18 protein-coding genes are annotated in these 18,687 nt (G+C 62.8%); 5 read left to right on the top strand and 13 right to left on the bottom strand.

Annotation, left to right across the window (positions count from 1 at the left end; translation table 11 throughout):
• Positions 1-34: 34 nt before the first annotated feature.
• The 7 genes from B9A15_RS14410 to B9A15_RS14380 form a co-directional block, all read right to left on the bottom strand.
• Positions 35-910 (bottom strand): 3-hydroxybutyryl-CoA dehydrogenase, encoded by an 876-nt coding sequence (locus tag B9A15_RS14410; protein ID WP_084410960.1) that lies wholly within the window; start codon positions 908-910, stop codon positions 35-37.
• Between the two features lie 192 nt (positions 911-1,102).
• Positions 1,103-2,035, bottom strand: coding sequence for an electron transfer flavoprotein subunit alpha/FixB family protein (locus B9A15_RS14405; RefSeq protein ID WP_084410958.1), 933 nt, complete (start codon positions 2,033-2,035; stop codon positions 1,103-1,105).
• A gap of 32 nt (positions 2,036-2,067) precedes the next feature.
• Positions 2,068-2,817 (bottom strand): electron transfer flavoprotein subunit beta/FixA family protein, encoded by a 750-nt coding sequence (locus B9A15_RS14400; protein WP_084410956.1) that lies wholly within the window; start codon positions 2,815-2,817, stop codon positions 2,068-2,070.
• 310 nt (positions 2,818-3,127) lie between these two features.
• A complete protein-coding gene (locus B9A15_RS14395; RefSeq protein WP_084410954.1) occupies positions 3,128-3,694 on the bottom strand; it encodes a cob(I)yrinic acid a,c-diamide adenosyltransferase in 567 nt (188 codons plus the stop codon).
• A 47-nt stretch (positions 3,695-3,741) separates the two neighbouring features.
• Positions 3,742-3,930, bottom strand: coding sequence for a twin transmembrane helix small protein (locus tag B9A15_RS14390; protein WP_084410952.1), 189 nt, complete (start codon positions 3,928-3,930; stop codon positions 3,742-3,744).
• A gap of 94 nt (positions 3,931-4,024) precedes the next feature.
• Positions 4,025-5,260, bottom strand: a complete 1,236-nt coding sequence (locus B9A15_RS14385) for a multidrug effflux MFS transporter (RefSeq protein WP_084410950.1) — start codon at positions 5,258-5,260, stop codon at positions 4,025-4,027.
• Between the two features lie 472 nt (positions 5,261-5,732).
• The gene (locus B9A15_RS14380) at positions 5,733-6,158 is read right to left on the bottom strand and encodes a Ros/MucR family transcriptional regulator (protein ID WP_084410948.1); all 426 of its coding nucleotides are present in this window, start codon (positions 6,156-6,158) and stop codon (positions 5,733-5,735) included.
• Between the two features lie 805 nt (positions 6,159-6,963).
• Between B9A15_RS14380 and B9A15_RS14375 the strand changes: the two genes are divergently transcribed.
• Positions 6,964-7,521, top strand: coding sequence for a DUF992 domain-containing protein (locus B9A15_RS14375; protein ID WP_084410946.1), 558 nt, complete (start codon positions 6,964-6,966; stop codon positions 7,519-7,521).
• 164 nt (positions 7,522-7,685) lie between these two features.
• Here B9A15_RS14375 and B9A15_RS14370 read toward each other — a convergent pair whose 3' ends face one another.
• From B9A15_RS14370 to B9A15_RS14345, 5 genes are all read right to left on the bottom strand, one after another.
• On the bottom strand, positions 7,686-9,089 hold the full coding sequence (locus tag B9A15_RS14370; RefSeq protein ID WP_084411035.1) for an NAD(P)(+) transhydrogenase (Re/Si-specific) subunit beta: 1,404 nt from the start codon (positions 9,087-9,089) through the stop codon (positions 7,686-7,688).
• 16 nt (positions 9,090-9,105) lie between these two features.
• A complete protein-coding gene (locus B9A15_RS14365; protein ID WP_084410944.1) occupies positions 9,106-9,528 on the bottom strand; it encodes a proton-translocating transhydrogenase family protein in 423 nt (140 codons plus the stop codon).
• Complete coding sequence (locus tag B9A15_RS14360) at positions 9,528-10,676, bottom strand: Re/Si-specific NAD(P)(+) transhydrogenase subunit alpha (protein WP_084410942.1); 1,149 nt, start codon at positions 10,674-10,676, stop codon at positions 9,528-9,530. Before B9A15_RS14360 ends, B9A15_RS14365 begins: the two co-directional genes overlap by 1 nt.
• Positions 10,677-10,883: 207 nt before the next feature.
• Entirely contained in the window at positions 10,884-11,108 is a 225-nt protein-coding gene (locus tag B9A15_RS14350; RefSeq protein ID WP_084410938.1) for an aa3-type cytochrome c oxidase subunit IV, read from the bottom strand.
• A gap of 200 nt (positions 11,109-11,308) precedes the next feature.
• Positions 11,309-11,872, bottom strand: a complete 564-nt coding sequence (locus B9A15_RS14345; protein WP_084411033.1) for a type 1 glutamine amidotransferase domain-containing protein — start codon at positions 11,870-11,872, stop codon at positions 11,309-11,311.
• 653 nt (positions 11,873-12,525) lie between these two features.
• Between B9A15_RS14345 and B9A15_RS14340 the strand changes: the two genes are divergently transcribed.
• The 3 genes from B9A15_RS14340 (at position 12,526) to moaB (ending at position 16,689) form a co-directional block, all read left to right on the top strand.
• Entirely contained in the window at positions 12,526-13,557 is a 1,032-nt protein-coding gene (locus B9A15_RS14340; RefSeq protein WP_170923309.1) for a type I glyceraldehyde-3-phosphate dehydrogenase, read from the top strand.
• 18 nt (positions 13,558-13,575) lie between these two features.
• Positions 13,576-15,837 (top strand): NADP-dependent malic enzyme, encoded by a 2,262-nt coding sequence (locus B9A15_RS14335; RefSeq protein ID WP_084410934.1) that lies wholly within the window; start codon positions 13,576-13,578, stop codon positions 15,835-15,837.
• Between the two features lie 285 nt (positions 15,838-16,122).
• A complete protein-coding gene (moaB, locus tag B9A15_RS14330) occupies positions 16,123-16,689 on the top strand; it encodes a molybdenum cofactor biosynthesis protein B (protein ID WP_084410932.1) in 567 nt (188 codons plus the stop codon).
• Between the two features lie 148 nt (positions 16,690-16,837).
• Here the strand turns inward: moaB and B9A15_RS14325 are convergent, their stop codons facing one another.
• Complete coding sequence (locus B9A15_RS14325) at positions 16,838-17,374, bottom strand: glycosyl transferase family 2 (protein ID WP_139798401.1); 537 nt, start codon at positions 17,372-17,374, stop codon at positions 16,838-16,840.
• A gap of 121 nt (positions 17,375-17,495) precedes the next feature.
• On the opposite strand from B9A15_RS14325, the gene B9A15_RS14320 reads away from it, so the two are divergent.
• A complete protein-coding gene (locus B9A15_RS14320) occupies positions 17,496-18,653 on the top strand; it encodes a PA0069 family radical SAM protein (protein ID WP_084410928.1) in 1,158 nt (385 codons plus the stop codon).
• The last annotated feature ends 34 nt before the right edge of the window (positions 18,654-18,687 follow it).

Below are 18,687 nucleotides of genomic sequence, written 5' to 3'. Positions count from 1 at the left end.
CACATTTCACAGGATCGACAAGTCTCACCTCGCCTCAGCGCGTCGGCACCGGTTCCTCCCCGCGATAGTCGTAGAAGCCCCGGCCGGCCTTACGGCCGAGCCAACCGGCTTCGACATATTTCACCAAGAGCGGGCAAGGCCGATATTTGGAATCGGCAAGCCCGTCATGGAGCACCTGCATGATCGACAGACAGGTGTCGAGGCCGATGAAATCGGCCAGCTGCAACGGGCCCATCGGATGATTGGCCCCGAGCTTCATGGCCGTGTCGATCGATTGGACCGAGCCGACACCCTCATAGAGCGTGTAGATCGCCTCGTTGATCATCGGCAGAAGAATGCGATTGACGATGAAGGCAGGGAAATCCTCCGAGACCGTCACCGTCTTGTCGAGAGCGGCCACGAATGTTCGGGCCGCCTCGAAGGTTTCCTCTTCCGTCGCGATGCCGCGCACCAGTTCCACGAGCTTCATGACCGGAACCGGATTCATGAAATGGATGCCCATGAACCGTTCGGGCCGGTCGGAGGCCGAAGCGAGCCGAGTGATGGAGATGGAGGAGGTATTCGAGGCCAGGATCGCATGGGGCGCCAAATGCGGGCAGACATCCCGGAAGATCTTGCGCTTGATCGTCTCCTCCTCCGTCGCCGCCTCGATGACGAGGTCGAGATCCTTCAGCGTCGACAAATCGGTGGAGGTTTCGAGCCGCGACAGGGCCGCGTCCCGATCGGCTTCGCTGATTTTCTCCGAGGATAGCTGGCGCGCGAGCCCCTTCTCGACCCGAGCAACGCCCTTTTGGGTGCGGTCCTCGCTCACATCGTAGAGCCGCGCCGTCATGCCGGCGAGCGTCACCACATGGGCGATCCCCGAGCCCATTTGCCCCGATCCGATGATCCCGACCGACTTGATTTCCATCTCTCCCCCCTTTTTGCCTCACTCGCCGGACACGGCCGGTCTCGAGCCGTCTTCGTTGCCGCAAGTTGTTGCGATGCAACATATGGCGCTTGAGCCGCATTTGCAAAGCTGCGCGGCTCTTGACTCGCCATGCGCCTCGGGGATCGCTCCCTAGGCACCCCGTTCTGTCACAACGGGGCTCTGCCGATCGATTTAGAGCTTTTCGGTCAGTTCCGGCACCAGCGTGAAGATATCACCGACGAGGCCGTAATCGGCGACCTGGAAGATCGGGGCTTCCTCATCCTTGTTGATGGCGACGATCACCTTGGAATCCTTCATGCCGGCCAGATGCTGGATCGCGCCAGAAATGCCGCAAGCGATGTAGAGCTCCGGGGCGACGATCTTGCCGGTCTGGCCTACCTGCCAGTCATTGGGCGCATAGCCGGCATCGACGGCGGCGCGGCTCGCGCCGATCGCGGCGTTCAGCTTTTCGGCGAGCGGAACGATGACCTCCTTGAACTTCTCGTCCGAGCCGAGAGCGCGCCCGCCTGAGACGACGATCTTGGCGCTCGACAGGTCCGGACGCTCGGATTTGGCCAGCTCTTCGGAAACGAAGCTGGAGACGCCTGGATCGCCAGCCGTGGCCGATACGGCCTCGATCGCAGCCGAGCCGCCCTCGCCGGCGGCATCGAAGCCTGAGGTGCGGATCGTCAGCACCTTCTTGGCGTCGGTCGATCGAACGGTCTGAACCGCATTGCCGGCATAGATCGGGCGCTTGAAGGTATCAGGCGCTTCGACCGCCATGACCTCCGAGACCTGCATGACATCGAGCAGCGCTGCGACGCGCGGCATGACGTTCTTGCCTGTCGTGGTGGCGGGCGCGACGAAGGCGTCATAGGCCTCGGCGAGCGCGACGATGAGCGCAGCCGTCGGCTCGGCCAGGCGATGAGCGAGATGGCCGCCTTCAGCGGTCAGCACCTTCGCAGCGCCGTCGAGCTTGGACGCGGCCTCAGCCACGGCCGAGACAGTCTCGCCGACGACGAGCACATGCACCTCGGCCCCGAGCGCCTTGGCGGCGGTCAAGGCCTTGGCGGTCTCGCCGGACAGGGTGGCATTGTCGTGTTCTGCCAGAAGAAGCGTCGTCATATTCGTCTTTCCTCTCTCGTCCCCTCGCGCCCTTAAAGAACGCCGGCTTCGGTCTTCAGCTTCTCGATGAGTTCGTCGACCGAGGCGACCTTGACGCCCGCGACGCGTCCGGCCGGCTCTTCGGTCTTCAACACTTCGAGGCGCTTGGCCGTATCGACACCCAACTCCTCGGGCGTCTTCTCGGCGACCGGCTTCTTCTTGGCCTTCATGATGTTGGGCAGCGAAGCATAGCGCGGCTCGTTGAGACGCAGATCGGTCGTCACCACGGCCGGCAGATTGAGCTCCACCGTCTGCAGGCCGCCATCGACCTCGCGCGTTACGGACACCTTGCCCTCGCTCGGCGCAATCTTATAGGCGAAGGTGCCCTGGCCCCAGCCGGTCAGCGCCGCCAGCATCTGGCCGGTCTGATTGGAATCGTCGTCGATCGCCTGCTTGCCGAGAATGACGAGGTCCGGCTTTTCCTCTTCCGCAATGCTCTTCAGCATCTTGGCGATGGCGAGCGGCTCCGGCGCGTCCTCGGTCTTGATCAGGATGCCGCGATCGGCGCCCATGGCCAGCGCGGTGCGGATCGTATCCAGCGACTGAGCCGGGCCGATCGAGACGGCGACGACTTCCGTCGCCGTACCGGCTTCCTTCAGGCGAACCGCCTCTTCGACCGCGATCTCGTCGAACGGGTTCATGCTCATCTTCACATTGGCGAGTTCGACACCGCTCTGATCGGGCTTCACCCGGATCTTGACGTTGTAGTCGACCACCCGCTTGACGGCGACGAGGATCTTCATTCGGTTCGCTCCCTTTCGGATCCGATGACGCGACGCAAGGACTTGAGACCGCCGGACCGGCTTTGCCCCGTCGAGATCGAGGCTGACGGCGTGCGGCACCAAGGCAAACTGCGCGGCGACGGATTCAATCCATCCTCTAGGTGGCCGGCGCGCTACGGTCCTGCCACCTACGTTTCGGCTTGTCTGGCCTTCCGAACGCTGAAATTCAAGTCTTTGACGTCTGCGTAAATCGACTTGCGCGAAAGCCCATTCCAGCTTTCAGGCCGATCTTGGAACGCGAGACGAAAAAGCTCGCGCTCGACGACCCGTCTCAACGGCTCTTGCCGGGCACCCACAGAACATCGGCACGCCCGTCCTCATTGGCGATCCGGGCGGCGACGAAGAGGAGGTCCGACAGGCGATTGACATAGCGCATCGCGGTCTCGGCCACCGGCTCCACCTTGGCAAGCGCCACCATCAGCCGCTCGGCGCGTCGGGCGACGGTTCGCGCGAGATGAAGATGGGCGGCGAGCGGCGAGCCGGCCGGAAGGACGAAACTTTTCAAAGGCTCGAGCCGCTCGTTGAAGGCGTCGATCTCGGCCTCCATCCGCTCGACCTGCGAGGCAACGACCTTCAAGGGTTCGAAGCCGAGCGGCTCGCCGGTCTCGGGCGTGGCGAGTTCGGCTCCGAGATCGAAGAGCTCGTTCTGGATACGGGCGAGGGTTTCGTCCATCTCGCCTTCGGCATGCAGCCGCGCAAGGCCGAGAACAGCATTCAGCTCATCCACGGTGCCATAGGTCTCGACCCTCAGATCGGCCTTGGAACGACGCTCGCCATTGCCGAGCCCCGTCTCGCCCATGTCGCCGGTGCGCGTATAGATCTTGTTCAGCCGTACCATCTTGTCCCTGTCCCCTCGTCACAGCCTGTTTCGAGTTTGCCGGTCATCTAGCGTGCGAGCATGAGGACGGCGACCAGAATGACGACCGCAATCGCCTGGAACAGGATGCGCATCCGCATCAGCTTCTGAGAGGTGTTTCCAGGTCCGCCACGCATCAGATTCAGAAGGCCGAGGCAGAGGACGAGGGCCGTCGCAGCCATGGCGATGACGGCAAGGATTGTCAGGAAACCGGACATGGCGGCCTTTCACGGGTGATTGAGATTCCGGACGCGGCTCGCTCCTCGATCTAGCGTCAGCGCGCCAAGGTCAACGCGTGCGATGTCGCAGGCCTCACCCTTGCCCGCTGCGCGCCATGGGCGGCGCCGGCACTTGGGCGAGCGGCTCCACCTCGATCCGCTCGAAGCGCCAGCGGAAGAGCGCATAGGCCAGAAGCGCCAGCGCGCAGAGAAGCGGAATGACGATCGCGGTGGCAAGGACCGGCTCGCCGATCGCCGCGCAAAGGGCCGAGCCGGCAAAGCCCGCCCCCATCTGAAGAAAGCCGAGCATGGCTGCGGCCGCCCCTGCCACATCCTTGAAAGGCGCCATGGCCGATGTGGTCATGGCCGGCATGATGAAGGCGATGCCGAAGGCATAGATGCCGACCGGCCCCATGATCGACAGATAGGAAAGCGGAAGGGTTGCGGCGGAGAGGATGAGGAGGCCGCTGGCAATGGCGATGAAGACGAGGCCCGGCAAGACCAGTCGATAGGCGCTGATTCCCCGACCCATCAGGAACCGCACCGACAGCGAGCCGAAAAAGAACAGCCCGGTCTGGCCGAGCATGCCAATGCCGAACTCGGTCGGGGTGAGCCCCGCCCGGTTGATGAGAACGAAGGGCAGAACGGTGGACAGCGTATAAAGCGCGCCGACCGAGCCGCCCATGGTGAGACTTGCGGTAACGAAATGACCATCCGACAGAAGCCGTCGATAGGACGCGGCGAAGAGGCGAGGCTTCAAACGCGCCTTGTCCGGGACAATCGTCTCGCGCATGGCGAGAAGGCTCACGGCGATGACGGCAATCCCGAACAACGCCATCAATGCGAATGGGCCGCGCCAGCCGGCGACCTCCAACGACAGGCCGCCGATCGTCGGCGAAACGGCTGGGCCGGCCGCCAGAATGATGCCGATGGCGTTCATGATGCGCGAGGAGGTCTCGCCCTCGAACTGGTCGCGCACGATCGCGCGCGCCACCGCGATGCCCACCGAGGCGCCGACACCCTGCACCAACCGGGCGAGAAGCAGCATGTCGATACTGGGCGCCAACACGGCGATCAATGAGCCGCCGAGATAGGTCGCCATGAAGATGAGGGTTGTGATCCGGCGTCCGAGCGCGTCCGATAGAGGGCCGCAGACCAGTTGAGTGACGGCGAAACCGGCGAAATAGGCGGTGAGCGTCAATTTCACCAGCGATTCGGTGACGCCGAAGACATCGACCAGGACCGGCATGGCAGGCGTATAGAGCGCCAGCGAGATCGGCCCGATCGCAACGAGAAGGCCGCCGATCAGGCTCGTGCGCCGCTCGGACATGACGGGCGTCGGATTGGGTTTCACGGGATGTCCGGTACCGGAAAGGCGGCGCTTGCAAGAGCAAGTCCGCAGTGAATGGCTGTGGGTCTGACGGCTTACATTAGAGCGCCGGGCGAAAAAGGGGATGCCGGTTTATCGGCAACCCGGCGCGTTATCAAAGATTGAGAGAGCGCAGCGATCGGCATCGCAATGGAGTTACCGCCTGGCGTCGGGCCTCGTGTCGTACCAAAACCCGAAAACGCCTCTCGCAACCCACAACGCCTCGATGCGTCACGACGTGGGTGCGCCATCAGAGCCTGACCAAGCTGACAACGAAGCGATAATACCCTTCGAAAAACTTCGGGCGCCGACCCGAGCGAACCATTGAAGGTCCGCCGGATGACGCCCGGCAATCGATCCGTCCGGATCGAGGGCATTCTTGAAACCCGCGAGGAAGCAAGCCAAACGGCGCGCCACCGACGAGACCAGCCGATCAGCGGCCGCGACGGCGCTTGTGACCGAGACCCATCTGCTTGGCGAGGCGCGAACGCGCCGCGGCATAGTTCGGGGCGACCATCGGATAGTCGGCCGGCAGATCCCACTTCTCCCGATACTCTTCCGGGGTCAGATTGTAATGGGTCATCAGATGCCGCTTCAGCGACTTGAACTTCTTACCGTCTTCGAGACAGATGATGTAGTCGTCGGTGACCGACTTCTTCACCGGCACGGCCGGCTTGGGCTTCTCGGCCTGGGGCTGCTGCGCAGGCGCGCTGGTGCGGCCAAGAGCGCTGTAGACATCGGAGATGAGCGCCGGCAGTTCGGCCACGGGAAGCGAGTTGTTGCTGACATAAGCTGCAACCACCTCAGCGGTCAGCTCCATCAGCATTTCATTGTTGTCGATCGATTCGATCTGGTCCATTTCGGCATCCTTCGGGAATGAATGCAAACCAAGCCGCGCACATCTGAAATGCCGCTATGGCGACATATTCCCACTTGTTGGCCTGCATAGAGATATGTAACCGCTTCGCTGCGGTATTTCATGCCAACTGGTATTATTCTTCCAATACTTGATGTCAACCCCGCGTTTGATAGCGGTTCAAGTTTTAGGGGGAAAGGCTCGAATTCTTCGTTTGAACCGAGGCGTCACGGCCAAGTGGCGAGGAAAACGCTACCATGCTGGGATGGGACTGAAACCTCAGTCACACTATCTCGTGACCATTCGACAGCATCATCACCTACAAGAACTATCTTTAAAATGAGCGGAAACGGCGGCTCTGCCGGACCAAACCTTTGTTCACGCTCGTTTGTTGAGACCTCCGGGCAAATCGCACCGCCGGTTTCCTTTCGAGAAGGAGGCATGAGGAGACGATAGGCTCATGCCGAGTTGTGCCTTGCTGCTCTTCAGCTTCGATCGGTCTATCGCCAGGCTGCCCGGCACGACCGGTAGGGTTACGGCAAACCGAGAAGCGCAACGATTTGCGGCTGGGAAGGGCCAGCGAAAGCCGGCGAACACAGCTGCGTGAAAGACGAAATAAAGCGTGTTGGAACGGGAAGCGAGGTCAGTCTGTTTCAGCGCCATGAGAGGCGGCCAGCCATCCCGGCGAGCCGACAGCGGACGGATCGCTCAATCGTCGGCGAGATCGCCTTCTCGGCCCGCCGGACCCCGCCCCCTCGCGCCTCGCCCCGTTTCGGGACAGGCATATCTGTAGCGATTGGAGAGTTCCATGCGTCGTACACTTGCCGTCACCACGCTTCTCGCAGGCGCCCTCAGCCTTGGCGCCATTTCGCCGTCCCAGGCCGAATTGCGTGTCGGTACGCTCGGCTGCCACGGCGAAGGCTCGACCGGTTTCATCATCGGCTCGAGCGAAAACCTTGTCTGCGAATTCACGCCCGCCAGTGGCCAGACGGGCGAGGTCTATGCCGCCACCCTCGATACGTTCGGCCTCGATGTGGGCGTGACCGGCCGCACCGTGATGACTTGGGCCGTGGTCATGGCTGATGGCGATTCCTATCAGCCGAACGGTCTGTCCGGCACTTATGTCGGCGCAACAGCCGATGCCTCCGCCATTGTCGGCGGCGGCGCCAATCTCCTCGTCGGCGGCTCGAACGACAGCTACACGCTGCAGCCGCTCAGCGTCACGGCGCAGGAGGGTATCAACGCGGCGATCGGCGTCAGCAAGCTGACCCTGCAGCCCGCCGTCCCGGTCCCGGCGCAGCAGGCGCCCGTCGCCGTGCCGGCAACGCCGGTGACGCCGGACGGCACCGTCGTGCGCCCCGACTGAGCGACGCCCAGCTGGCGCCTATGCGTCCACGAAATCGGGACAGGTGAAATCCGGCCCGGTATCGCGCCGACACTCAGACGGGTTTCGCTTCACGTCAAAAGACAGCCCGCCGGAGGAGTTCTCCGGCGGGCTCTGTCTCTGGCTCTCTGAGCAACCGATAGCGATCAGGAATTTTCCAGTGCCTTGACGATATCCTCGACCATCTTCTTGGCATCGGCAAAGAGCATCATCGTGTTGTCCTTGTAGAACAAGGTGTTGTCGATGCCGGCATAGCCGGACCCGAGCGAGCGCTTGATGAAGAGACAGGTCTGGGCCTGGTCCACATTCAGGATGGGCATGCCATAGATGGGCGATGACTTGTCGTCCCGCGCCGCCGGATTGGTCACGTCATTGGCGCCGATGACGAAAGCGACGTCGGTCTGGGCGAATTCGGAGTTGATATCCTCCAATTCGAAGACGTCGTCATAAGGCACATTCGCCTCGGCCAGGAGCACATTCATATGGCCCGGCATACGGCCTGCCACCGGATGGATAGCGTATTTCACCTCGACGCCTTCTTCTTTCAGCGTGTCGGCCATCTCGCGCAGGGCGTGCTGGGCCTGGGCGACGGCCATGCCGTAGCCCGGCACGATGATGACGCGCGAGGCGTTCTTCATCAGATAGGCCGCGTCGTCCGCCGAACCCTGCTTGACGGTCCGATCGCCGAGATCCTCAGATCCCGCCGGTCCGCTCTCGCCGCCGAAGCCACCGAGAATGACCGAGACGAAGGAACGGTTCATGCCCTTGCACATGATGTAGGACAGGATCGCGCCCGAGGAGCCCACCAGAGCGCCGGTGATGATCAGTGCCAGATTCTGCAGGGTGAAGCCGATACCGGCGGCTGCCCAGCCGGAATAGGAATTCAGCATCGACACGACGACTGGCATGTCGGCGCCGCCGATCGGTACGATCAGGAGAACACCGAGGGCGAGCGAGGCGAGAACGATCAGCCAGAAGGCGAGATGGCTCTCGGTCGTGGCGAAGACGATCACCAGAACGACGACGAGAATGCCGAGCGCAATGTTGATCAGATGCCGGGCCGGCAGGATGATCGGCTTGCCACTCATGCGCCCGTCGAGTTTGGCGAAGGCGATGACCGATCCGGTGAAGGTGATCGCGCCGATCGCGACGCCGATCGACATTTCGACAAGGGCCTGGGCGTGGATCGCCCCAACCGTGCCGATGCCGATCGCTTCGGGCGCATAGAGCGCGGCAGCGGCCACCATGACGGCAGCAAGACCGACGAGTGAGTGAAACGCGGCGACGAGCTGAGGCATCGCCGTCATCGGGATGCGCTTGGCGATCACCGCGCCAGCGCCGCCGCCAATCGCAAGGCCGAGGACGATCAGGACCAGCCCGCCGAAGGAGACCCCCGCATAGAACAGAGTGGTCAGGATGGCGATGCCCATGCCGACCATGCCGAAGAGATTGCCCTGGCGGCTGGTGGTTGGATGGGACAGACCCCGAAGCGCCAGGATGAACAGAACGCCGGAGATCAAATAAAGAAGGGTTGCAAAACTTTCGGACATCATCACGGCTCCCGGCTCACTTCTGCTTCTTCTTGTACATGCCGAGCATGCGCTGCGTGACGAGGAAGCCGCCAAAGATGTTGACGCTGGCCAGCACCAAAGCGACGAATCCGAAGAAGGTGGCGATCCCAGAAGCCGAGAGGGCGACGGAGAGAAGCGCGCCGACGACGATGACGGAGGAGATGGCGTTGGTGACGCTCATCAAAGGCGTATGAAGCGCGGGCGTCACCGACCAGACAACGTAATAGCCGACGAAGATGGCGAGGACGAAGATCGCCAGATGGAAGACGAAGGGATCGCCGGAGGCGGCCGCCGCATGGGCGGCGTCCGCGACGCCCCCCTGCCCCATCATCTGCTCGACGCCCTGGCGCGCGTCGCGGATCGCCGCACCCGCCTCGTTAAGCTTCTGGAGCGTGGTCTCAATGGTTTCGTTCGCCATCAGGCATCCTCCCCGGACGGTGCGTCTTTGGGCGCGAAATTCGGATGGACGACCTTACCGTCCCGCGTCAGAAGCGTCGCCTTCACCAACTCGTCGTCGAAATCGATCTTCAGCCCCTTCGATTCCTTGTCGATCATCGTTTCGAGGAAGGTCGAGAGGTTCTTGGAATAGAGCAGCGAGGCGCTCGCCGCGATGCGGCCGGGCACATTGCGATGGCCGATGACGCGCACCGGGCCGACCTCGGCGATCTCGCCGGCGACCGCGCCCTCCACATTGCCGCCGCGTTCGACGGCAAGATCCACAATGACCGAACCCGGCTTCATGGATTCGATCATCGCCTTGGAGACGAGCTTGGGCGCCGGACGGCCAGGAATGAGGGCCGTGGTGATGACGATATCCTGCTTGGCGATATGCGAGGCGACGAGCTCGGCCTGTTTGGCCTGATACGCCTTCGACATCTCCTTGGCGTAACCACCGGAGGTTTCGGCCGCCTTGAACTCCTCGTCCTCGACCGCGACGAATTTGCCGCCGAGGGATTCGACCTGCTCCTTGGAGGCGGGGCGCACGTCGGTGGCCGTCACGATGGCGCCAAGGCGTTTGGCGGTCGCGATCGCCTGGAGGCCCGCAACGCCCGCCCCCATGACGAAGACGCGGGCGGCCGGCACGGTCCCGGCGGCGGTCATCATCATCGGAAAGGCGCGATCGAAGGTGTGGGAGGCGTCGATGACGGCCTGATAGCCGGCGAGATTGGCCTGGGAGGACAGGACGTCCATCGACTGGGCGCGGGTGATGCGGGGCATCAGCTCCATGGCAAAGGCGAGAATGCCAGCCTCGGCCAGCGTCTTCAAAGCCTCGTCATTGCCGTATGGGTCCATGGTCGCGATGACGACGGCGCCCTTCTTATAGGTAGCGACGTCGTCCGCGCTCGGGCGGCGAACCTTCAGAACCACATCGGCATCGGAGGCGTCCGACGCCGAGCCGATCGTCGCGCCGGCCGCCTCATAGGCCTCGTCGGTGATTCGAGAGAGGGCACCCGCCCCGCTTTCGATCACGATCGTGGCCCCGAGGCCCGCGAGCTTCTTGACCGTGTCGGGTGAAGCCGCGACACGCGGCTCGCCCTCGGCTTCCCGAGGAATGAAAATCTTCATGCGCCCGATGCCCCTCCCAGCGCTTCATTGGTGTCAGAGCCATGCGCTCTTGGCGCAGGGCTCGCTCTTTGCGAGCCCGCCCCCGATTATTCCCGCGGATGGCATTTCAGAGCGCCCGGCGATCAATCAGGATCGCCAAGCGCTCTCCAAGTCTTTGTCAACGCGCCGGTTCATCGAAACACCGGCATCCACCTTTCGACCGGCGCTTTAGCGCGCCGCGAAATAGCCGATGACGAGGGCGAGGATGAAGGTCCCAATCCCGCCCAGGAAACCGCCGCCGCCGAGCAGACCGACCATCATGCCGAGCAGCAAGGCGATGACACCGATCGTGCCCCATTTGAACATCGACAGAAACAGGTTGTAGGTCCGCTCGTGTTCCGGATAGTCCATATCCGCCGGGGCCTGCGTGTCGTAATTCGGGTTGCCCGCCATCTTAATCCATCTCCCGCCTGAAGGTCTCCTCGGCACATACACGAAGACTTTTATGGCTGGCAACGGTCCTCGACCAGTTCCGCTGGTCCTAGAGACGAAGCAAAAAGGCCGGCGCATCAACGCCGGCCTTAGAAATTGTCTGATTTGTCCTCAAGCCGCACAGATCATGCTTACGGCCTTTGGATCGTCGCGTTCAGGCCTCAAGCGGCCTTGCGATCGGCGTGAGGGCCTTCCTCGACCTCTTCGACGATCTTGGCGATGAAGGCCGAAAGGTCGTTCGGATTGCGTGACGTGATCAAACCCTCATGCACCACGACTTCCTTGTCGTGCCAGTTGCCACCGGCGTTGGCGACGTCGGTCTTGATCGACTTGTAGCTCGTCACGTCACGGCCGCGCACGACATCCGCTTCGATCAGCAGCCAGGGCGCGTGACAGATCGCGGCGAGCGGCTTCTTGGAATTGAAGAATTCGCGCACGAAGCTGACCACCTTTGGATCGGCCCGCAGAACGTCCGGGTTGATCTGGCCGCCCGGCAAGACGAGCGCGTCGTAATCGGCGACGCGAACCTCGGACAGGGTCTTGTCAACCGGGATTTCCTTGTCCCAATGGTCCTGATCCCAGCCCCGGATCGAGCCTTCCTTGGTCGAAATCACGTGTACGGTCGCGCCCGATTCCTTGAGCTTTTCCAGGGGCTCCGTGAGCTCCACCTGCTCGAAGCCGTCGGTGGCGAGAATGGCGATCTTGGCTTCGGTAATCTTCGGCATGATATGCCTCCTGTCGTCTATTCGCCGGGCGGGCAGTTGATCTCTCGACGCCTTGAGGGGCGAGGGAGCGCGAAGCTTGAAATGGCCGTCGATGCCGTTTCGGCTCCCTCGAAGATGGGTGTCCTCAACGGTGCGGCGCATGTCAGCTTTGCCCGTCGGACATTTGGGCTGCCCATTCGGCAACCAGCATGTCGCTATCAGGCGCCTGACCCCGGCATGATGTTGATGTCGTTCGCTTTTCAAACGGGCGAATGCGGATGGGGTTCCGCGTCGTTTCAGATGCGACCTTTTGGTTTCCAGAACGCCGCGCCTTGTGTCGATGTCGTGCGAGATTCGATGATCGCTTTGGCATGCGACGGGTGCCGAGCAGACCCTCATTTGCGCCGACTGGTCACCTTGCTGACGAAATGCCATGGTGCCGCCGCTGACCGGCCTTCGAACCGGCGCCAATGATTCGCGTCCTAAGGACGCATGAAAGGCCGACGCGATCGACCTTTCGACCAAGGGGAGGAGGAGCAAGGCGCGATGTCTTCGCCTTTGCTGTGTGCAAATTGCCGGGTCGAGCTTTTATTCGTTCGGCTCGATTGTTCTGAAACGACGATTTCGGTTCGTGGAGCCCGCCAATGTCGATAGACACGGGCGAAGCAACAGCCATGTCGAAGCCCTCTCGGCGTGACCGCCCCCTGCGCATCGCCCTCAACGGCTTCGGCAGGATCGGCCGCAGCATCCTGCGCATCCTTGCCACCAAACGGACCGAAGAGCCGGTCGAGATCGTCCTCGTCAACGACGTCGCCGCCTTCGATCTTCTGGCCTATCTCTTCGAATATGACAGCGTTTTCGGCCCCTTCCCCGGCAAGGTGGAGATTGGCGAGAGCCGCCTGACGGTGGGCGAACGCGTCATTCCCTTTCACCGCACGCCGGATATCTCCCGCATCGATCTGACCGGGGTCGACGTGCTCTTGGAATGCACGGGTCTTGCAAAGACCCGCGAATTCGCCGAGCGCGGCCTTCGGGCCGGCGCGAAAGCAGTGCTGATCTCAGGCCCCTCACCCGCCGGCCCGACCATCGTCATGGGTGCGAACGAGGCCCGGCTCGATGGCCCGCTCGAGACGCCGATCGTATCCAACGGCTCCTGCACCACCCATGCGATCGCACCTTTCTTAAAAGCGCTTCACGAGCGGTTCGGCATCCGATCGGCCCATGCGACCACGATTCATTGCTACACAGGCAGCCAGCCGACGGTGGATTTGCCGCGCGAAAGCGCCGCGCGAAGCCGAGCCGCCGCCCTTTCTATGGTGCCGACCTCGACCAGCGCCTCCAAGACGCTCGGCGAGGTCATTCCCTCTCTCGATGGGAAGCTGACGATCAGCGCGGTCCGTGTCCCCGTCGCCAGCGTCTCGGCGGTGGATTTCGTCCTGAAGCTCGACAGCAGGCCGAGCGACTTCGTCGATGTCTTACGCAATATGGTCGGCGCCTCACCGGTTCTCGGCTGGACCGATCGGCCTCTGGTCTCCTCGGACCTTCGCGCCCGACCCGAATCCTTGATCCTCGCCGGGCCGGAAACCCTTCTCGGACCTGATATGACGCGCCTCCTCGGCTGGTACGACAATGAGTGGGGCTTTTCCAACCGCATGATCGACATGGCCTTCGCCCTGTCGGACAGAGCCAATCGAACCGCCAAGTAGAAAGGCAGGGAGCAGACGATGTCGCAGGACGAATACAGGGCCTCACTCGACTATCACGAGCTGCCGAAGCCCGGTAAGCTCGAAATCCGGGCGACCAAGCCGATGGCGACGGCTCGCGACCTGTCCCGTGCCTATTCGCCCGGCGTCGCCAATGCCTGTCTCGAAATCGAGAAGAACCCGGCCGATGCCCGCCGCTATACGTCCAAGGGCAATCTCGTCGCCGTCGTCTCCAACGGCACGGCCGTTCTCGGCCTCGGCAATATCGGCGCCCAGGCCTCCAAGCCGGTGATGGAGGGCAAGGCGGTCCTCTTTAAGAAATTCGCCGGCATCGATTGTTTCGACATCGAGGTGGACGAGTCGGACCCGGAAAAGCTCGCCGATCTTGTCTGCAAGCTCGAGCCGACCTTTGGCGCGGTCAATCTGGAAGACATCAAGGCGCCGGACTGCTTCCTGGTCGAACGCATCTGCCGTGAGCGGATGAACATCCCGGTCTTCCATGACGATCAGCACGGCACGGCGATCGTCGCGGCCGCCGCAGCGACCAATGCGCTGCGCGTCGCCGGGAAAAGCTTCGAAGACATCAAGATCGTCGCGCTGGGCGCCGGCGCTGCGGGCATCGCCTGCCTGAAGATGCTCATCAAGATGGGCGCGAAGCGCGAAAACATCACGATGCTCGATTCCAAGGGCGTCGTTCATACGCTTCGCAACGATCTCTCGGCGGAAAAGGCAGAATTCGCACGCGAGACCGAAATGCGCACCACCATGGATGCCATGGAGGGGGCCGACCTCTTTCTCGGCGTTTCGGGCCCCGGCCTCCTCACCGCCGAGATGGTGAAGAAGATGGCCGACAGCCCGATCATCTTCGCGCTCGCCAATCCGACGCCGGAAATCATGCCGGAAGAGGCGCGGGAGGCTTCGCCCAACGCGCTCATCGCGACGGGCCGCTCGGACTATCCGAACCAGGTCAACAACGTCCTGTGTTTTCCCTTCATCTTTCGAGGCGCGCTGGATGTGGGCGCGCGGGAAATCAATGACGAGATGAAGATCGCCTGCGTCGAGGCGATCGCCAAGCTCGCCCGCGTCACCGCTTCGGCTGAGCTCGGCACCGCCTATCAGGGCGAGAAGCTGAGCTTCGGCCCGGACTATCTGATCCCTAAGCCCTTCGATCCCCGGCTTCTGCCGACCGTGGCGGTCGCCGTCGCTAAGGCCGCCATGGAAAGCGGCGTCGCCACCCGTGAGATCGATCTCGACACCTATGCCCGCTCGCTGCAGAGCCATGTCTATCGCTCGGCGCTGGTCATGCGCCCGGTTTTCGAGGCCGCGCGCACCGTGTCGCGCCGCATCGTGTTTGCCGAGGGGGAAGAGCCGCGCATTTTGCGCACCGCGCAGGCCATGATGGACGAGACAATGGAGATGCCGATCCTGATCGGCCGGCCCCATGTCATCGACCAGCGCATCGAGCGCGAGGGCCTGTCCATCGTCGCGGGACGCGACTTCGAGGTCGTCAATCCCGAAAGCGATGCGCGCTATCGCGAATATTGGACGACCTATTATGAGATCATGAAGCGACGCGGCGTCTCGCCCGACGTGGCGCGCGCCACGATCCGCACCAATACGACGGCGATCGCCGCCACCATGGTGCGGCGCGGCGAGGCCGACAGCGTGATCTGCGGCACGGTCGGCCAATATCTCTGGCATCTCGACACGGTTAGCCAGATCCTGTCGACCGACGAGCTGCATCCGGTCGGCGCCCTCTCCCTTCTCCTTCTCGACAAGGGCCCGCTCTTCATCGCCGACACCCATGTGAATGCCGAGCCTTCCGGCGAACAGGTGGCCGAAACACTGATCGCGGCCGCTCGCCATGTGCGTCGCTTCGGCATCACGCCGCGCATCGCGCTTTGTTCGGGATCGCAATTCGGCAATCTCGACAGTCTTTCGGGCCGGATCGCCCGTGAGGCATTGGCAATCCTCGATGAGCGCTCGCTCGACTTCGAATATGAAGGCGAGATGCAGAGCGATGCCGCGCTCAATCCCGAACTGCGTGAGCGGCTTTTCCCTGGCGGACGACTCAATGGAAAGGCCAATGTCCTGATCTTCACCAATTCCGATGCGGCGGGCGCGGCGCGTAACCTTCTGAAGACGGTGGCGGAAGGCCTGGAGGTCGGCCCGATCCTGATGGGCATGGGCAACCGCGCCCATATCGTGACGCCCGGCGTCACCGTGCGCGGCCTTCTCAACATCACGGCGCTCGCCTCGACACCGGTGTCGAGCTACGGCTGACCCCGGCGGCTCACTCAATAGGAGGGTCGTCGCGCAGGCGGCCCTTCTTGGCAAGTTGTTGGGCCGAGGCGGCGCCGAGACGGCTGATACAAGCGGCCCGAGATGCGAACGCATCGGGCCGTTGCGGCCTTCGGGCGCCACGCGAGCTGATAGCCACGTCCACCGGTCGAAAGCGGAGACCATGGGCACGACCAAATTCCGTGGACGGCCATCAGCCGATTGATTCCACCTGAGAGAGAGGCAGATAGTCGCAAGTCTCGCCGTCAACAGGGGATCACAGACGCCATGAACTCCCAGCTTGCCGACAAGCAGGGCGATCGCCCCTTTCTCCCGGTCGGTATCGCCGTTCTGACCGTATCCGACACGCGAAGCCTCGCCGACGATCGCTCCGGGGACGTCCTGAAGGAACGTATCGAAGAGGCCGGTCACAAGCTTGTCGATCGCGCCATCGCAAAGGACGAAACCAAAGCGATCCAAAGCGCCGTCAAGGCATGGGTCGCACGCGACGACATCGACGTGGTGATCACCACCGGCGGCACCGGCTTCACCGGCCGGGACATCACGCCGGAAGCCTTGGAGCCGCTCTTTACCAAGCGCATGGACGGCTTTTCAGCCGTCTTTCACCGTATTTCCTATGACAAGATCGGCGTCTCGACGATCCAGTCGCGCGCCACCGCCGGCCTGATCGACACCACCTTCGTCTTCGCTCTGCCGGGCTCGCCCGGCGCATGCCGCGACGGCTGGGACCACATTCTGCGCGACCAGCTCGACTATCGCCACCACCCCTGCAATTTCGTCGAGATCATGCCACGGCTCGACGAGCATCTACGTCGCGGCGGACGCTCGGTCTGATCGCGAGAGCGGACGATCGCCTGTTGGCTAGGACGTTGCCTCTCGGCTAGAGCATGATGCCGAAAAGTTGCATGACCTTTCGGATCACATCTTGCGGCAAAACAAAGGCTTAGAGCGAAATTACGATTCCGATTTATCGCATTTCGCTCTAGGGTCCTGGGGCGAACTTCGCACGCATTTCCGCCTGGAGACGACGGGTGGCAAGCCCTTTGGCGAGATCGGCAAGCGGCTGCGCGCCGCGCTGTTTCGCCAGCCCGACGGCTTGCGGCTTTTTCAGAAGAAGCCCTTGGGCGATAGGGCTGGGGCGATCGCGAAAGCGGCGCAGAAATCCCGGTCGATCGGCGGGGGCCGGCTTCAGTCGGGCCGCTTCAGGCGAAGCACGCCCCTGGCGAACGGCTTCGATATGATCGGCCACCGTCCTCGTCCAACCGATCTCCGGCCGACTGCCTGGCTCCATGAAAAAGAGCCAGTCGGAGCGCGCCGTCTTGAAGGCATGCTCCAGATCACCCGGCGTCACGATCGCGCATCCGCAATAGTCAGCGACCTCGCGCACCGCCGCCCCCACTCCGCGATCGACAAGCACGACCTCGCGCACGACCCCCTCGACGGCGGCCGAGACCAGCGGGGAGAGACTCACCGCCAATTGCCGATCGTCTCGATCACTGTCCATGAACACACTGAGCATGGACCTTCGATAGCCTGTTTCGGGCGCGCGACCAAATCGCCCAAATGTTCTTGTCTTGTTCCCTCTTTAGGTTTAGAACATGTAGTGAACAATTGCTTTCGGATATCGAGGAGTTCGCTCCATGCTGGATATCGCACGGGCCGATAGCGCCGCCTTCGCGTCGCCGGACGGCGTCGACATCGCCAATCATCTGATCGACGAATCGGGCCTCAGGGTGGGTTTTGCCCGCCGCCGGGGGCGCGGCGCGGGGATCAATCCGTCGGGGCGATACGAGCCTTTTGCCCGATCAACCTTCGACGATGGCTGGAACAGCCTGGAAGATCTGCCGGCCTTCAAGACCGAAGTTCAGGTCGAAAAGCCGAAGACGATCATCACGCGCAACGCCTCGCCCGACATTTCCTTCGATCGGTCCATCAACCCCTATCGGGGCTGTGAACATGGCTGCGTCTATTGTTTCGCGCGGCCGAGCCACGCCTATATGGGGCTCTCACCGGGGCTCGACTTCGAGGCAAAGCTCTTTGCCAAGCCCAATGCCGCCAAGCTTCTGGAACAGGAGCTCGCCAAACCCGGCTATCAGGTCCGCTCGATCGCCATCGGCACGAACACCGATCCCTATCAGCCGATCGAGAAGCGCTACGGCTTGATGCGCGAAATCCTGGAAGTGCTCGAGGCGGCGAACCATCCGGTCGGCATCGTGACGAAGTCGGCGCTGGTCACCCGCGATATCGACATCCTGTCGCGCATGGCGAAGAAGGGACTGGCGCGCGTCGCGCTCTCCGTCACCACCATGGACAGGCGTCTCGCCCGCGCCATGGAGCCACGCGCGGCGACACCGGAAAAGCGTCTCGATGCGATCCGAGCGCTGAGCGATGCCGGCATCCCCACTATGGTGATGACCGCGCCGATCATACCCGGCCTGACGGATTCGGAAATCGAGCGCCTTTTGGAGGCGGCCGCGACAGCGGGTGCGAGGGAGGCAGGCTATGTTCTTCTGCGCCTGCCGCTCGAGGTCTCGCCGCTCTTCAAGGATTGGCTCCTCCGCCATTACCCGGACCGCTATCGTCACGTCCTCTCGCTTCTACGCTCAATGCGCGATGGCAAGGACTACGACGCCGAGTGGGGCAAGCGGATGCGCGGAACGGGTCCCTACGCCCATCAGATCAAGCGGCGCTTCGATCTGGCAACCAAGCGGCTCGGCCTCAATCTCGATCGCCAACCGTTGCGGACCGACCTGTTCACGCCGCCGCTCGGATCGGGCGTTCAGCTCTCCCTGCTCTGAGCAAGGCATCGGGTCCCGCCAAGCAAGGCAAGGC

It is taken from the genome of Fulvimarina manganoxydans (genome assembly GCF_900176465.1).
In the GTDB taxonomy this organism is placed as follows: domain Bacteria; phylum Pseudomonadota; class Alphaproteobacteria; order Rhizobiales; family Rhizobiaceae; genus Fulvimarina; species Fulvimarina manganoxydans.
Note: the sequence above shows the minus strand (reverse complement) of the source record. Positions and strands in the feature narration are given on the sequence as shown.